The following is a 15717-nucleotide window of genomic DNA, read 5'->3' as shown; positions in this document are numbered from 1 at the left end:
AATCACACCGGGGTTGCAGGAAAATGACCGAGCCAGTCCTGCCAGGCCAATTTGGCACGGTCTGTATAGGCCTTGTAGCGATCCTTGCGCCCGCGTCGGCCGCCTTTCAATCCGTCCACCGGGCGGAACAGGCCAAAGTTCACATTCATCGGCTGAAAGGTCTTGGCCTCAGCGCCGCCGGTGATGTGGTGGATCAGAGCGCCCATAGCACTGTCCTGCGGCACCTGTGGCAGCTCTTGACCCAAGATCTCAGCGGCGGCCATCCGTCCGGCCAACAGTCCCATCGCAGCACTTTCAACGTAACCTTCAACCCCTGTGATCTGGCCGGCAAAGCGCAGATGCGGCTTTGACTTCAGGCGCATCTCACTGTCCAGCAGGGTTGGTGAGTTCAGGAATGTATTGCGATGGATGCCGCCGAGACGCGCAAAGCTGGCGTTCTCAAGACCGGGGATCATCCTGAGCACCTCGGTCTGAGCACCATATTTCATCTTGGTCTGGAAACCGACAATGTTGAACAGCGTGCCAAGCGCGTTATCACGGCGCAATTGCACCACCGCATGGGCCTTGACCTCGGGCTGATGCGGGTTGGTCAGACCAACCGGTTTCATCGGGCCAAAGCGCAGGGTTTCGCGACCGCGTTCCGCCATAACTTCAATCGGCAGGCAGCCGTCAAAATAGCCCGCTGTTTCGCCCTCGTGAAATTCAGTTTTGTCCGCCGCCAGCAAGGCGTCAATAAAGGCCTCGTATTGCGCTTCGGTCATTGGGCAGTTGAGGTAGGCCGTGCGTTCTTCTTCGGTTTCGCCCTTGTCATAGCGTGACTGCATCCAGGCCTGCGACATGTCGATGCTTTCAGCGTAGATGATTGGGGCTATGGCATCAAAAAAGGCCAGAGCCTCGGCGCCGGTTTCGGCCTGTATGGCCTTTCCCAGCGTGCCGGACGTCAAAGGACCGGTGGCAAAGATCCAATGACCATCTTCGGGAAGTTCGGTGATCTCCTCGTAGGAGATTTCAACATTGGGGTGGGCCTTGAGCCGTGCGGTGACGGTTTCAGCAAAAGGATCGCGATCTACAGCCAGCGCACCACCAGCAGGCAGGCGGTGGGTGTCGGCGGTTGTCATGATCAGGCCATTAGCGGCGCGCATTTCCCAATGCAGCAATCCCACGGCGTTCTGCTCATCGTCATCCGAGCGGAAGGAATTGGAGCAGACCATCTCGCCCAGATTGCCGGTCTGATGGGCAAAAGTTTCCACCTTGGGCCGCATCTCGTGGATCACCACGTTTACGCCCATGTTCGCAGCCTGCCAGGCTGCCTCGGACCCGGCCATGCCGCCGCCCACGATATGCAATGTCTTTGTCATGAGGGGCAAATAGGGCAGTGCGCGCGCTTAAGCAATATTGCAGGGGGCCAATTGTGGCGACAAGGCGGCGAAACTGGGCAAAAGAGGCAAGGCAGATTTGGCATTGCGGCTCGGCAACTGGTGGCAGGTGACCAAAATGACCACATTCAGAAAGGGAGACAATCCATCACTACATGGCTGCATTTTCTCCGAAACTGCTGGGTCGCATGAGAAGACAGCGGCTGTTTTCCTACAATAGGGCTCTGTCGGGCGCTGTTCGGGAGATCAGGACCTGTTTCGAGGGGCTGGGAAGAGGAATTTGGGGCCGCTGCGCGGGAATGTCACCCGGGGAGAGAGATTCCCGGTTGGAGGGACCTTCCGCTGCAGCGGCCCAAATTGTGTCCGTGTTGCAAACCAAGTCGCAACTCGTGCCCAATCTTTGCCATTTTCCTGCCTCGTTTAAAAGGCCTGATATGGAAACAATAATTCACGAAAGGTAAACAAAGCCTAAAATTTTCCGAAAATTCAGTTTTTTACCAATGCGGCCGCTTCGCTTCAGGGTTTTTCCCAATCTGGCGCGCGTTTTTCGATAAAGGCAGCCATGCCTTCGGCGGTGTCGCGCTGCATCAGATTGTCGACAATGACACCGCTGGTATAGGCATAGGCGGCGTCGATGGGCATCTCCAGCTGGTTGTAGTAGGCCTCTTTGCCGATCTTGACGGCAGCCCCCAGCTTGCCTGCGATCTTGTCGGCCAGTGCGCGGGTTTCGGATTCCAGCTGATCCGCAGGGACGGCGCGATTGATCAGGCCCAGTTCGGCGGCGCGTGGCGCCATCATGAAGTCGCCTGTGGTCAGCAGCTCAAAGGCGTGTTTGCGGGGGATGTTGCGCGACAGGGCCACCATGGGTGTTGAGCAAAACAGCCCGATATTGACGCCATTTACGCCAAACCGGCAGTCCTCAGCAGCTATGGCCAGATCACAGGAGGCGACAAGCTGGCAGCCTGCGGCGGTGGCGATGCCATGGACCTGAGCAATGACGGGTTGCGGCAGGCGCTGCAGGCCAAGCATCACCGAGGTACAGCGGGCAAACAGATCCTCGAAATAGGCTTTGCCGCCATCTGCGTTGTCGCGTCCTGCTGTCATCTGACGAATGTCATGACCCGCGCAAAAGGCCTTGCCGATGCCGGACAGGATAACGGCCTTGATGGATTTGTCGTCCTTCAGGACGTCGATCTGGGTCTGCAATGCGGCCAGCATTTCGTCCGAAAGCGCATTCAGCCGTTCGGGGGAATTCATTTGCAGATGCGCTACTGCACCTTTGTCGTCACGTTCCAGAATTGCCATCTTGCTCTCCCTCTAGGTTCCGGGTGAACACTAGGCTGCAAATGAGGGAAGGAAAAGCATGGGATTGGCATTCGACGCGCGCGGACTTGAAGCCTATATGGCGGAAATTTTTCCACAAGTGGCAGATGATTTTGGAATTGATCAGCTATCAGAGGATGGCATCACCATGCGCCTGAAAGTGGCAGACCGGCATCTGCGCCCGGGCGGCACGGTGTCGGGACCGTCGATGTTTGCGCTCGCGGATGTCACGGTCTACGCGCTGGTCTTGTCGCGGCTGGGACGCAAAGCGCTGGCCGTCACCACCAATTGTTCGCTCGATTTTATGCGCAAGCCGGAAGCAGGCAAAGCCATAATTGCCAAAGGTCAGCTGTTAAAACTGGGGCGCAGCCTGGCAGTGGGCGATGTGCATATGTTCACGGAAGGCTCGGATAAGCTGGTGGCGCGCTCCACCATGACCTACGCAATCCCTCCGGAACGCTAGCGCTCTGAAACGCGCGTTTGGGATCGTCAGCTTCGAGCCCGTGCCAGGCTGTGCTCAGTTCAGCGCATGTGCGAGCGGTTGACCAACCTTGATCAGGGTTTCGCGCCCCTGGGCACTATTGGCGATCAGGTCGTCGCTGAACACGATCTGGCCGGGTTCAAAGACCACGACAACGGTGGAGCCGCCGAATTTGAAATAGCCCTTTTCTTCCATCTTCTCGACCGTGCCACTGGTGCGGGTATTGATGATGGAGCCAACGCCGAAGGCCCCGACTTCGCTAAAACAATAGGTGCCAATGCGGTCGTTTTCGATCAGAGTATTGCAACGTTTGTTTTCGCCAAACACATCCGGGCCTGCCCCCAGGGCGATGGGGTTCACCGAGTGCAGAGCCCCGGAAATTTCATGAGAGCGCAGGATCTTGCCCGCAGCCGGAAAATGATAGCGGTGATAGTCAGCGGGGCAAAGCCGGACGATGGCCAGAGCCCCGCCGAGAAATCGCTCGGCCTCATCTTGCAGCATTGCGGTGATTGACATTGGGTGCCCCTTGACCGGGACAAAGACATCCCTGTCCAGTTTAGGAAACACCAGTACGCGCCCGTCGGCGGGGGAGACAACATCTTCTGCAGCAGGGCTGGAGGGGCGCGATTGGGGTGTCAGGTGGCGGGCAAAGAAATCGTTGAACGAGCTGTAATCCTGTGCCGGGCGTTGCGCTTCGGACATGTCGATGGACAGCTCGTCTATCACCGACTGGATCTTGCCACGCGACCAGGAAGAGTCAAACCAGCGCCCCATCAGGCGGCTCACAAGCGGCGAGCGGAACAACAGGCGCTCGATCAGACCGGCACTGCCATCCTGATAGGCCCAGCGGATCAATTTTTCCCCCAGGATCACCTCATCGAAAACGGCTCCGGTTTCTCGGTTCACAACGCGGATTGGAGTATTCTTCATCTGGTCTGCCCTTAGCTGTAAAACCGCTTTGGTCCGTACTTGGCCTCTACGTGGGCCCTACTTGGCCTGTGTCAGTTCTGTTCGCTTCGACTATCAGAAGGGAGCGGTAAAGCTCAAGTGCGGCGATTTTGCCTATAAAAATCATACACTCCGAGCAGACTCTCAGTGATCTTGGGTTTCTTTTGGCGCAGAACCCCGCTTATTCTGCGCCAAAAGTGAAGCTGCCGCCCGTGATGTCAGGATATGCAACCGTAAGTTCCGGTCGCAATTCATTCCGTCAGGATCGGAGCATGTGGTTTTGCCATTTTTTGAAAGTTGATTGATGCGGTGCAGCTGACGCCATCGCCAAGAAATCGAATGCGGAGTTTGGAATGAAAGTTTTGAAACTGGCGGAAAAGCAGGCCAAGAAACTGGTGCCGGATCATTGGCGCAAGTATTTCCGAGCCTCCCGTTATGAGGTGAAAATGCAGCGGTTGTCTCCGGTGGATCTGATCGTTCACATCGGTGCGCATTGGGCCGAAGACGCTGCAGTCTACGAGGGATATGGTGCCAAATCCGTGCTTTGGGTCGAAGCGGACCCTGCGACCTATAGCAAGCTGTGTCAGGTTGTGGCGTCACGAAACGGGGCCACGCGTCATCTGACCGAATGTGCTCTGGTGTCGGCTGAAACCGGCGAAGAGCTGCAGTTTCATCGCTTCAATAACGATGGATCGTCTTCCTCCATTCACACTGCCACAGAGACCTACAAGACGCGATTTCCCCACAGTCGGGAAACCGGTGAGGTGCTGGAGATGACTACAAAATCCTTGCGGGGGATCCTGGCGGGGCAGGGTATCGATCCAACCTCGGCAGACCGTGCAATGCTGGTGCTGGATGTGCAGGGGCATGAATTGTCGATCCTGCAGGGGCTGGGGGATGGTTTGCGACAGTTTGAGCTGTGTAAATGCGAAGTCAGCCGGGTGCCGATGTATGAAGGCGGTGCCAGTTTTGACGACATCGATGCGCATTTCCGCGCCCAGGGGTTCAAGTTGATCTCGCATCTTTACTCAATGGTGCCGCGTCACGGCGATGCTCTTTATCTGCGTCACTAGGGGGTGCTCTGGCGTTGGGGGGCTTCTGAAACAACAGTGGTCAGAAACGTTCAGGGGAAGGCAAGCGCCTACCCCTAAACGTGGTCTGGAAGTTTCTGAGCCGACTACGGGAACAGCTTCTTTACATAGCCCGGCAGTGCAAAGGCCGCCTTGTGGACCTCGGGGGTGTAATAGTCGGTTTCAAACCCCGCTGCGGCAAAGCGAGCTTCAAGATCGGTAAGCGAAACGCTGCGGTTCGTGCTGCTGTGACTGCCCCAGCCAAAAGCCATCGGCCCACCTGCATAGGTGGGGATGGTTGCCAGATAACAGCTGGCATCGGCAAACAACGCCTGAAACGCGCGCAGGGTGCCTGTCAGCTCGTCCCCTTGCATAAAAGGCACGCCGTTTTGGGTGACGATAATGCCGTCTTCGGTCAGGGCGCGAGCCGCATGACCGTAGAAGGTATCGGTGAACAGTACTTCGCCAGGACCGATGGGGTCGGTGGAATCAACGATGATGACGTCGAATTTGTCACTGGTCTCTTTCATAAAAAGAGCCCCGTCGTTGATCACCAGATTTAGGCGCGGATCGTCCAAGGCGCCCTGGCTCAGCATCGGCAGGTATTCTTTGGAGAAATCTACGACACCCGCATCGATCTCGACCATGGTGACGTGTTCAACCGTGCGATGACGCAGGGCCTCGCGGGCCATACCGCCATCGCCGCCACCAATGATCAGCACGCGTTTTGCACTGCCATGGGCCAGAATTGGCACATGGGTCAGCATCTCGTGATAGATGAAATTGTCGCCTTCGGTGGTCTGCACCACATCATCCAGCGTCAGTATGCGGCCGAAGGTGCCGTTCTGAAACACCTTCAGGCGCTGATGCTCTGTCTCACTGTCATAAAGCATTTCATCCACGCGCAGACGTTGGGCGTAGTGATCGTGCAGGCTTTCTGTCACCCAGACCTGTTTTTCGTCTTGTTTGGTGGCCTCGCTCATGCTGCGACCTCCTTTGCGATCAACTCTTCGCCGCGCAAAAGTTCGCGCACCTCGACATGGGCAGTCTCAAAAGCTTCTTTCAGCACATCGACGGCCTTCCACGGGTCGGCATCGCCGCACATGAAAACGTCAAAGGCACCATAGCCGATTTCAGGCCAGGTATGCACCGAGATATGGCTTTCCGCGAGAACCGCTACGCCCGAAACGCCTTGCGGCGAGAATTTATGGGTATGAATGTGCAGCAGCGTTGCCCCGCAGACCTCGACCGATTTGCGAAAGGCATTCTGAATGCGGATCTCGCAGTCAAGACCGGTGCCCTTCATCACTTCGATGATCAGATGGGTGCCGGCAAAGACTTTCCCGTCTCGACGGATGAAATGGTCTTCGCGATCCGCTTCCACAATAGCTTCTAGTTTCGCAGGAGTTACTCCGCGGGTGGTATCTTCCTCTTGGGCGCCTGTCTCCAGACCGATCCCCAGTTGGAAGAGGTTGGCGTCTTTCATGACACTCCCCTTCGTTCCAGTAGATTGAAATCCAGCCGGTCCTTAGCGCCCCCCCGAATACGGATTCGGGGTTGGGATCGGTACCGAAAGTGAGGCGCATCTAGGCGGGGTACGGGATTCGATCAAGGAAATTCGTTAAGAGGTCTCTAAGAAATTGCCCATGTGGTCTGCCCATGTGGTTTGGGCGTGTGGGTTGGGAAGGACCGATTAGGTGCAAAGGCCTGCGCTTGCCCGCCCAGATGTGCGCGCGAAAAATAAAAAAGGCCGGGGACAGGCCCCGGCCATAAGGTGGTTCTGTTGCCCAGGGGATCAAGGGCGCCAGAACGGAAGAGTTCCTTCATAATGGGCGTCCTGGCGAGAGAGCCCAATGTCTTTCAGCTGCCCTGCGCTAAGATGGCGCAGCTGGCGGCGTGTGCGTTGGCGGGTGGACCATTTGGTTACCATGACTGCAAAGGCGACGGCTACCTGTGCCAGCACCGGCAGGGCAGGGCGGCTGTTCAGGTAGGGCATGTGTGGATGGCTGTGTGTTGCAGGCTGTGTCATGGTCTTGGTCCTTTATTGTGTTGATACAATCCCGATTATTTGTTAGTCGTGTTTTGATACAATGTGATTGTCATGCTGTCTAAGGGTGAATTGTAATGGGTACAATTTGGGCGCCGGACCTGGAAGGTCAATCTGGGCCGAAATATCAGCGTGTGGCGAACACCATTCGCGCGGCCATAGCGCAAGAGATCTTGCAAACCGGAACCAAACTGCCACCGGTGCGTGAATTGGCCTACCAGCTGCAGATCACCCCAGGGACGGTTGCCCGGGCGTATTCTATCCTCACGGACGAAGGTATGCTGCAGGCAGAGGTCGGGCGCGGAACCTTCGTTGCGGAAAAGAAGAGTCAGGTGATGGACGATGTCTGGTCCCGCCAGCTGCACCTGCTTGAGGCGCAGGACCCGCATCATGTCAGCCTGTTCAGCCCGCGTATTGTGGATGTCGGCCAGGTTGACGCGTTGCGGCAGGCTATGGAGAAAGTCGCCAAGGCTGATCCGTTGATGTATCTGAATTACCCCACGCGCGACGCCTATCTGCCGGTACGTCAGGCCGTTGTGGACTGGCTGTCCGATCAGCCACTGGGGCCACTGTCGGAGGCCGAGGTGGTTTTAACCCATGGAGGGCAGAACGGCATTCTGACGGTGTTGCAAACGCTGTTGCGCGACCAGCAGCCGGTGCTCTTGGTCGAAGATCTGTCCTATGCCGGCTTTCGGCGTGCCGCGGAACTGCTGCGGGCCAAGGTGGTTGGCGTGGCGATGGATGAACATGGAATTGTACCCGCGTCCCTGGAGCTGGCTATTCGCAAGACCGGGGCGACGATCCTTTGTACCAGTCCCGAGGTGCACAATCCGACCGGGCTTTTTACCCCTCAGGCCCGGCGACAGGAGATCCTGACTGTGGCCCGTCGGCACGGGCTGCAGATCCTTGAGGATGATTGCTACCGCATGGGCGACGCCCGCTCGCCCAGCTACCGGGCACTGGCCCCTGACATGACTTGGCATGTCTGCTCTATTTCCAAAAGCCTGACCCCAGCCCTGCGGGTCGGCTTTGCTTTGGCACCGAAAGAGCGCGCACAGGATTTGCGACGGACTGCGGAATACAGTTTCTTTGGCCTCGCGCAGCCATTGGCAGAGCTGAGCCGGATTTTCTTATCCGACCCCAGGACCAAAGTACTGGCGCGGGACGTGCGCCATGAGATGGCGAACTATGTCCGCGTGGCTGTGAATGCTCTTGGTGGGTTTGAGCTGGTCTGGAATGATCATGTACCGTTTCTCTGGCTTAGGCTGCCCTCAGGGTGGCGTTCGGCGGCCTTTACTCGCGCAGCAGAGGCGGCGGGGGTTCAGATCCGATCTGCAGATGAATTTGCCCTGCGTGACGGGCGTGCGCCCAATGCGGTTCGCATTGCTGTGAATGGCCATGTTTCTCTAAAACGGTTTGAGGAGGCGATGCTTCGCCTGCGGGCTCTTTTGGATAATCCGCCGGAGCAAATCAGTGTTTGATTTGGGGTATTATGATACCTATTTTGCAACACTTTGATTTTGCTTAATTTTAACTTGGTTTGCTGCATTGACGGGTGCATTCGATACCCGTAAACCCGCTTCATCGAATTCAGGCGAAGGAGCTATTGCCTTCGTCGTCACGACAAACAGGATTGACCTGCCATGAAAACCTTCTCTGCTACACCGGCAGACATCGAGAAGAAATGGATCATCATCGACGCCGAAGGCGTGGTGTTGGGCCGTCTCGCATCGATCATTGCCATGCGTCTGCGTGGTAAGCACAAAGCCACATTCACTCCGCATATGGACATGGGTGACAACGTCATCGTGATCAATGCTGAAAAGATCCAGATGACCGGCAAGAAGCGCGAAGAGCACTTCTACTGGCACACTGGCCACCCCGGTGGCATCAAGTCCCGCACCAAGCAGGAAATTCTGGAAGGCAAGCACCCTGAGCGCGTTGTCTATCAGGCTGTCAAGCGCATGCTGCCAGGCAACCGCCTGTCGCGTCAGGTGATGACCAACCTGCGGATCTATGCTGGCACCGAGCACGGGCATGAAGCCCAGGCGCCCGAAGTTCTGGATGTTAAGTCCATGAACAAGAAAAACACGCGGAGCTGATATCGATGACTGATCAGATCAACACTCTCGAAGAGCTGAGCGCCGTTGCAGGCGTTGAAGCCGTCGCAGAAGACATCATCGCGCGTGAGCCCGTTCGTGACGCACTGGGTCGTGCCTATGCCACCGGCAAGCGTAAAGACGCGGTCGCCCGCGTTTGGATCAAGCCTGGCTCCGGCAAGGTCGTGGTCAACGGCAAAGAAATGAAAACATACTTTGCCCGTCCGGTTCTGCAGATGATCCTGCGCCAGCCGTTCACCGTTGCCGGTGTCGAAGACCAGTTTGACGTCTACGCGACCGTCAAAGGCGGCGGTCTGTCCGGTCAGGCCGGTGCGGTCAAGCACGGTGTTTCCAAAGCACTGCAGCTGTATGATCCCTCGCTGCGTGGTGCTCTGAAAGCCGCAGGCTTCCTGACACGCGACAGCCGTGTTGTTGAGCGGAAGAAATTCGGCCGCCGCAAAGCGCGTCGTTCCTTCCAGTTCTCCAAGCGCTAATATATCAAGATCCTTCTGGATTACGGGGCTCGCCAGTGGCGGGCCCTTTTTCTTTTCCGAATGGTCTGGCCGGATTGACTGGTCTGCTAGTCTGGCCAAAATGCCAGGCAGGCTGGCTAAAATTTTTAAAGTTTATTCAGAAACTTCTCGTAGAACTGCTGCCAACACTCAGAACGAGTGCCCGTTTAACAGGAGTTAACTATGACCTCGCCTGCGAGTTTCAAAGAAGGCCCACTGGGCAATGGCAAGATCAATATCGGCCGGTTTACCTATGGTTACGAGACGATCGACACCCAGCATTTTGGTGACGGTGCCAATCTCAGTATTGGGTCATTTTCCTCTCTGGCCTCAGGTCTGAAAGTTGTTCTGGGCGGCGGCCACCGGGTGGATTGGATCACGACCTTCCCATTTGGTCATGTCTTTCAGGAAGAGCTGGGCGGCGAAGAGATCCAGGGACACCCGCAGAGCAACGGCGATGTGGTGATTGGGAATGATGTCTGGATCGGCCAGGACGTGACCATCCTGTCTGGGGTCACGATTGGCGATGGTGCGGTGATCGCGGCAACCTCGACGGTGACGAAAGACGTTGGACCTTACGAAATCTGGGGCGGAAATCCAGCCACTTTCCTGCGCAGCCGCTTTGATGAGGATACAGTTGCCGGGCTGTTGCAGCTGGAGTGGTGGAACCTGCCGGAAAAACTGATCAAGGAAATGGCGCCGCTTCTCTCGATGCCGCCCAACGAGGGTTTGCTGGAAGGCCTGCGTTCGATTGTCACCGATCTGGTCGACGTGGACGGAGAAGATGCGGCCTGATATCCGCGCCAAAGTAACAACACACTCTAAAACAGACGGCTCTGGTCTCTACTAGGGCCGTTTTGTTTGTCGTCTCCCGACTTGCAAAGTCCTGTGCGCTAAAGTCCTGTGTACCAATGGCGTGCACTATCACTATAAGTGGCGTGAACCCGACGGCTCCAACGCCGCTGCTCTTGTCTCTAGTGACAGAGGAGGCCTGCGACATTACTTATCAGGTTCGATCAATCCCAGACCGCGCAGATAGATGCCAATGCCGGTTTCCAGCAACTCTTCCGGAGGAAATGGTGAGGTGGCTCCTGGAGTGTTGCGGGCGTAGAGCTCGACCACGCCGTGGCTCATTGCCAGAATATGTGCGGAAAACATCGAGGCCGGCGGGCGCTTGTCCTCTGGAATGTGTTGGCTCAGGTCATCGGCCGCAAGTTCCAGAATGCTGCGCGCACGATGGGCGGCGTTGGCCAGCTCCGGCGTGCGGTTCACCGAAATACCGCTTTCGAACATGGCTATATAGTGGCCGGGATGTTTGCGGGCAAAGGCCAGATAGGCCCGACCGGTGGCCTCAAACGCAGCCAGAGCCGAGGGTTGATACTTGTCATAGGCATGCTGCATCAGATCCGCGAACATCAAAAATCCCTGACGCGCGGCTTCCGCAATCAGATCTTCGCGCCCTTCAAAGTGCCGATAGACAGCAGCCGGGGTGACACCGGCCTGTTTGGCGGCCTCGGAAAGGGTGAAACCAGTCGGGCCTTTTACTTCGATCAGGCTTAGGGCAGCCTCAACAAGAGCCTGGCGAAGATTGCCATGGTGATACCCGCGTTTAGACATCCCAGATGTCCGGTCCACCGCAAATGTCAGCGTCGATAGGGCCGATTGCCTTGGCGTCCTTGTTGTCATAATCGACACCGTGCAGCACAGTGCGGATAGCGGCGAGCCGGGCCCGGCGTTTGTCATCCGAACGGATGATTTTCCAAGGTGCCACGTCGCTGTGGCTGCGGTTCAGGGTTTCGGAAATCGCCTGGGAATACTGATCCCATTTGGCCAGACCTTTGACGTCAATCGGGCTCAGCTTCCACTGTTTCAAAGGATCGCTTTCGCGCGACAGAAAGCGGCGCAGCTGTTCGGCGCGCCCAACGTTGAGCCAGAATTTGAACAATAGGATGCCGTCATCAACAAGAGCTTCCTCAAAACCGCCAACCTGGCGAAAGAAATGCGCCCGCTGATCTGGCGTGCAAAAGCCAAAGACATGTTCGACAACCCCGCGATTGTACCAGCTGCGGTCGAAAAAGGTGATCTCCCCGCCCGAGGGCAGCTGGTTGACATAGCGCTGGAAGTACCATTGGCTCTGCTCTGCCTCGGTGGGTTTGGCAAGAGCCACAACCCGGGCACCGCGCGGGTTGAGATTTTCGCGGAACCGCTTGATTGTGCCGCCTTTTCCGGCAGCATCTCGGCCTTCAAAGACCACGGCAACCCGAGCGCCAGAGGCCTTGACCCAGGCTTGCATTTTGACCAGTTCCACCTGGAGTGCTTCGAGATCCTGTTCATATGCCTTTCGGCCCATCCTGTCTTTATAGGGAAAGCTGGGCGCGAGGATATCATCTTTATCGGAGGCTTTGATTGCCGTCATGATTTCCGCGGGGGCTTCTTTTTTGAAATAGCGACTGATGGCGCCGTCAAATGGCAGTTTCATGGTCAAAACACTCCTGTCCTCAGCCCTTTATAGGGCAAGGCGTGGTGAAATGTGAATCGCTTTTACTCACGTAACCATGACCAATTCTTTCAGTTGGTACTGAAAGAGCCGAAGGCTGGCTGCCACCTTATGATACAGGCGTCAGCTTCCGATGTCGTTCAAGTCATAGGGGGTAGTTTGATAAATCTCGTTTATCCAGTTGCCATAGAGCAGATGGGCATGGCTGCGCCACCGGTTCTGCGGCTCCCGGCTTGGATCATCATCAGGATAGTAGTTCTGCGGCACGTTGATCGCGGTGCCACTGGCGACATCACGATCATATTCCTGTTTTAGGGTGTCGCTGTCATATTCGAAATGGTTAAAGATATAGAGCGCGCGATGATCGCAGTCCTGCACCAGGCAGGGGCCGACCTCGTCACTGCCAAGCAGGGTTTTTAGCCTAGGTCTTTCACTGATTTCGTCTTGTTTTATCTCGGTCCAGCGCGAAACGGGAATGACGCAGTCATCAGAAAACCCACGTAAAAAGGGAGAGGCTGGCGCAAGGTTCTGATGCCGGAAACAGCCAAAGGCCTTATGGTCCAGCATGTGTTTGCGCACCCCGTGGAAGTAGTTGATCATCGCCATGCCGCCCCAGCAGACGCCAAAGGTTGACTGCACATTGGTCTGGGTCCAGTCAAAGACCTCGCAAAGCTCCTGCCAATAGGTGACATCGTCAAATTGGAGATGCTCGATCGGCGCGCCGGTAATCAGCAGCCCATCGAATTTCTGGTCCTTAACATCCTGAAAGGAATGGTAGAACTCTTCCATATGTTCGGCGGCGGTGTTGCGGGTCTGATGTTCTGTCATCCGAATGAGTGTCAGTTCGATCTGCAAAGGGGTAGCACCAATCAGACGGGCGAACTGGTTCTCTGTCTGGATCTTTTTCGGCATCAGATTAAGCAGACCAATCCGAAGCGGGCGAATGTCTTGACGCGCGGCCTGATCCGGCGACATCACCATGACGCCCTCGTTCGTCAGAACGTCATAGGCGGGCAGGTCGGAAGGGATCTTGATGGGCATTGTGCAACAGCTCGATTGGGATTTTGGCCTTAGATACCGCGCGCCCTGCAAGATTGCTAGGGTGCGCAAGCGATCGTGACAATTGAAGATAAACCAAAGGTGGAGTACATTGAGGGGTGAATTACTTTGACGTTAGGCTGATTTGAGATGAGACAGTTTCACCATTTCGTATTGATTTCCCTAATTTCTCTATTTCCGCTCGGGGCCTGTACCTATCCCGACATTACTGACGGCGTGACCAGCCTGTCTTCCAGTCTGAAGGTTGCAACCAAAAGAGCAGGTCCGAGCCTGACACGAGGCGTGCAGGCAGAAGCTGCGCGCGAAAAGGATCGCCAGATCCGGGCGCGGGCCTTGGTCTATGACTACCCGACTGATTGCATTGCCGTCTCATTTGGTGTGACCAGCCTGGGGGCCGAGGATGAGTTTCAGCCTGGAAAGTGTGTGCTGGGGGCCACTTACGCGCTGCCCTTGGTGCGGGGTACGGCTGCCTATGCAAGCGAAGGCTTCGCGGCCCTCAGGAGCTACGAAAAGGTTCTCAAAGCAATCAACGCTTCCAAGGTCGGGCCGGGGACGGCTGAAAACTTCGCCTCCATGGTGGGGTCATTGAATGCATTTAAGGCGGCATCCGGTGCGACCTCGGGGGCCGTGGTAAAAAAGGCTGAGATCGCTCCGATGAGCTCTCTGCTTGGGAAATATGTCGAGGCGAGGCGGGCCCGGATCGTCAAACAATTGGTGAATACGGCCCATGACGATATCTTGTTGATCGTCTCGGAACTCATCGCGCATTTTGAAACTTCGGATCGTCTGAATGTTGCCGCCAACAGATTGGCCAAGGCGCATAGCCGGATGACCACCGCCAAAGACAGTGGCAGCATTCAGTCCTATCGGCGGGCAGTAGCGAATTATGAGGCAAGTTTTAACTGGTATTCGAAGAGGCTGAAAAACAGCCATTCGGCACCACTTCTGGCGGTGTGGAAATCCCAGCAACTGCTGCATAAGCAGGTCAATACGCCAGGCGATATCGACGGCTTGATTGCCCTGTTGAATGACATTGAAGCGCTGAAAGTGAACTGAGCCTGAGGAGGGACTGACATGGCGGGCAAGAAAGCGTCAAAGAAAACCGAAATCAGAAAGCTGAAAGACTATATCCGTCTCTACAATATGGGCTTTGCCGCCATCGGCAAATTGCAGCGCCTGGCCAAAGAAAGCCCAGATCTGGCGCAGCAAAAGGCGGCGCGGAAGAAATCTGACCAGATCCTGAAATACATGAACAAGCTGCGGGATGCGCAGCGGGTTCACCTGACCAGCCCAACCGATAGTGAAACGCCGGCCAAGCGTCTTAAAAAAGCGGTGAAGAAGGCAGAGACGCGATTGAAGGATCTGGAAGATGCCAGCAAAGCGATTGCAGCAGCCGACAAGCTATTGAAACTCGCCAAGGCGCTCTTGGTTATTGTTGCCTAGCGTCCAATGTGGTTTCGATCAGCCGGTCGAAATCTTCGCTGGTTTTGACCTGGCTGATTTGTTCGGCACTGACGGTGACGCCCCAGTTCTTTGCCATCGCCGCATAGCGCGGCTGCCGGTGGGCTAGGGCCTGGGCATAGGTCCAGCGGATAAAGGCATCCGGGTCGACATCCGTCTCTGGAATCGCCATTTCGTCGAGATACTGCTTCCAAACCCTGTGTAGAAATTCAGGTTGGTAGGACATCGGTTTGGGCGCGCGGTCAAAACGGCGGATAAGCTCTTCGCTATGGGCTTCATCGCCTTTGATCCAGACCATCAGGCAGGTCTTGGACAGCTCGCTGAGAATGACGTCTTTGGGGTCATCGGCATCCACCCATTCGCAGATGGATCCACCTGTGTCGCAGATGAAATGAGGGTAGTCATAAAGCCGGGTCGCGCGATCCGCGAAATACTCGGTATCCAACAGGGCATGAACTTCGGCCAGTCGAAACTGTTCCTGACGGCGGTGATATTCGTCTATTGGCAGCCCACCCTTTGTCTCATCCCCTGGCTTGCCAAGATATGAGGAAACTGGGGTCAGGTTTTCAAAGGTGATATTAGAGCCGATGTAGATCGAATCCGACAATAGAAGATCGCGCAGAAACGGGTTTTTCATCGCTTCGGCCTTGGCGTTATCGGCGATGTATTCCCCCATGTAGCGGGTGCCGATCCGGTAATCGATGGAATAGTGAAACCAGCTGCCAGCACCGCGTAGGATGTTGCTGATATAGGTTTTTCCCAGTCCGGACATGCCAAAGAACAACACGCGTTTTTGCGGCGCATCGCGCCAGTCCTGTGCATTATTGTAAAGCATTTCCGGGTC

Annotated in this window: 18 protein-coding genes; 8 read left to right on the top strand and 10 right to left on the bottom strand. The window is 56.1% G+C overall.

Annotated features, from left to right (window positions below):
• Positions 1-2: 2 nt before the first annotated feature.
• Positions 3-1358 (bottom strand): methylenetetrahydrofolate--tRNA-(uracil(54)-C(5))-methyltransferase (FADH(2)-oxidizing) TrmFO, encoded by a 1356-nt coding sequence (gene trmFO, locus PH5382_RS11695; protein ID WP_058334560.1) that lies wholly within the window; start codon positions 1356-1358, stop codon positions 3-5.
• A gap of 534 nt (positions 1359-1892) precedes the next feature.
• Positions 1893-2681 carry an enoyl-CoA hydratase gene (locus PH5382_RS11685; protein ID WP_058334558.1) on the bottom strand — a complete coding sequence of 263 codons (789 nt, stop codon included), beginning with the start codon at positions 2679-2681 and terminating at the stop codon, positions 1893-1895.
• Positions 2682-2739: 58 nt separating this feature from the next.
• On the opposite strand from PH5382_RS11685, the gene PH5382_RS11680 reads away from it, so the two are divergent.
• Complete coding sequence (locus PH5382_RS11680) at positions 2740-3162, top strand: PaaI family thioesterase (RefSeq protein ID WP_058334557.1); 423 nt, start codon at positions 2740-2742, stop codon at positions 3160-3162.
• Positions 3163-3216: 54 nt separating this feature from the next.
• Here PH5382_RS11680 and asd read toward each other — a convergent pair whose 3' ends face one another.
• Positions 3217-4110 carry an archaetidylserine decarboxylase gene (gene asd, locus PH5382_RS11675; RefSeq protein WP_058334556.1) on the bottom strand — a complete coding sequence of 298 codons (894 nt, stop codon included), beginning with the start codon at positions 4108-4110 and terminating at the stop codon, positions 3217-3219.
• 371 nt (positions 4111-4481) lie between these two features.
• Here asd and PH5382_RS11670 point away from each other — a divergent pair, with 371 nt between their 5' ends.
• On the top strand, positions 4482-5201 hold the full coding sequence (locus PH5382_RS11670) for an FkbM family methyltransferase (RefSeq protein ID WP_058334555.1): 720 nt from the start codon (positions 4482-4484) through the stop codon (positions 5199-5201).
• 104 nt (positions 5202-5305) lie between these two features.
• On the opposite strand, the gene speE is transcribed toward PH5382_RS11670, so the two are convergent.
• From speE to PH5382_RS11655, 3 genes are all read right to left on the bottom strand, one after another.
• Positions 5306-6181, bottom strand: coding sequence for a polyamine aminopropyltransferase (gene speE, locus PH5382_RS11665; RefSeq protein ID WP_058334554.1), 876 nt, complete (start codon positions 6179-6181; stop codon positions 5306-5308).
• A complete protein-coding gene (speD, locus tag PH5382_RS11660) occupies positions 6178-6684 on the bottom strand; it encodes an adenosylmethionine decarboxylase (RefSeq protein WP_058334553.1) in 507 nt (168 codons plus the stop codon). Before speD ends, speE begins: the two co-directional genes overlap by 4 nt.
• Before the next feature lie 309 nt (positions 6685-6993).
• Positions 6994-7227: a DUF1127 domain-containing protein gene (locus PH5382_RS11655; protein ID WP_058334552.1), complete on the bottom strand. Its 234-nt coding sequence runs from the start codon at positions 7225-7227 to the stop codon at positions 6994-6996.
• A 95-nt stretch (positions 7228-7322) separates the two neighbouring features.
• Between PH5382_RS11655 and PH5382_RS11650 the strand changes: the two genes are divergently transcribed.
• The 4 genes from PH5382_RS11650 to PH5382_RS20330 all read left to right on the top strand — a co-directional run bounded on the left by PH5382_RS11650 (position 7323) and on the right by PH5382_RS20330 (position 10651).
• Positions 7323-8726, top strand: coding sequence for an aminotransferase-like domain-containing protein (locus tag PH5382_RS11650; protein WP_058334551.1), 1404 nt, complete (start codon positions 7323-7325; stop codon positions 8724-8726).
• Between the two features lie 162 nt (positions 8727-8888).
• Positions 8889-9347, top strand: coding sequence for a 50S ribosomal protein L13 (gene rplM / locus PH5382_RS11645; RefSeq protein ID WP_058334550.1), 459 nt, complete (start codon positions 8889-8891; stop codon positions 9345-9347).
• Positions 9348-9352: 5 nt separating this feature from the next.
• Positions 9353-9838 (top strand): 30S ribosomal protein S9, encoded by a 486-nt coding sequence (gene rpsI / locus PH5382_RS11640; protein ID WP_058334549.1) that lies wholly within the window; start codon positions 9353-9355, stop codon positions 9836-9838.
• 201 nt (positions 9839-10039) lie between these two features.
• Positions 10040-10651, top strand: coding sequence for a CatB-related O-acetyltransferase (locus PH5382_RS20330; RefSeq protein ID WP_058334548.1), 612 nt, complete (start codon positions 10040-10042; stop codon positions 10649-10651).
• A 204-nt stretch (positions 10652-10855) separates the two neighbouring features.
• Here the strand turns inward: PH5382_RS20330 and PH5382_RS11630 are convergent, their stop codons facing one another.
• From PH5382_RS11630 to metA, 3 genes are all read right to left on the bottom strand, one after another.
• The gene (locus PH5382_RS11630) at positions 10856-11473 is read right to left on the bottom strand and encodes a TetR/AcrR family transcriptional regulator (RefSeq protein WP_058334547.1); all 618 of its coding nucleotides are present in this window, start codon (positions 11471-11473) and stop codon (positions 10856-10858) included.
• Positions 11466-12335, bottom strand: a complete 870-nt coding sequence (ppk2, locus tag PH5382_RS11625) for a polyphosphate kinase 2 (RefSeq protein WP_058334546.1) — start codon at positions 12333-12335, stop codon at positions 11466-11468. The genes PH5382_RS11630 and ppk2 overlap by 8 nt, the downstream gene beginning before the upstream one ends.
• 141 nt (positions 12336-12476) lie before the next feature.
• Positions 12477-13394, bottom strand: a complete 918-nt coding sequence (gene metA, locus PH5382_RS11620; protein WP_058334545.1) for a homoserine O-acetyltransferase MetA — start codon at positions 13392-13394, stop codon at positions 12477-12479.
• Between the two features lie 147 nt (positions 13395-13541).
• Between metA and PH5382_RS11615 the strand changes: the two genes are divergently transcribed.
• Both PH5382_RS11615 and PH5382_RS11610 read left to right on the top strand, forming a co-directional pair.
• The gene (locus PH5382_RS11615; protein WP_156414891.1) at positions 13542-14468 is read left to right on the top strand and encodes a hypothetical protein; all 927 of its coding nucleotides are present in this window, start codon (positions 13542-13544) and stop codon (positions 14466-14468) included.
• An 18-nt stretch (positions 14469-14486) separates the two neighbouring features.
• A complete protein-coding gene (locus tag PH5382_RS11610; protein WP_058334543.1) occupies positions 14487-14855 on the top strand; it encodes a hypothetical protein in 369 nt (122 codons plus the stop codon).
• On the opposite strand, the gene PH5382_RS11605 is transcribed toward PH5382_RS11610, so the two are convergent.
• Positions 14842-15708 (bottom strand): hypothetical protein, encoded by an 867-nt coding sequence (locus PH5382_RS11605; protein ID WP_058334542.1) that lies wholly within the window; start codon positions 15706-15708, stop codon positions 14842-14844. The two genes, PH5382_RS11610 and PH5382_RS11605, sit on opposite strands and share 14 nt — an antisense overlap.
• Positions 15709-15717: the final 9 nt, after the last annotated feature.

The organism is Phaeobacter sp. CECT 5382, from assembly GCF_001457775.1.
Lineage (GTDB): Bacteria > Pseudomonadota > Alphaproteobacteria > Rhodobacterales > Rhodobacteraceae > Pseudophaeobacter.
This window is presented reverse-complemented; position numbering and strand designations above follow the sequence as displayed.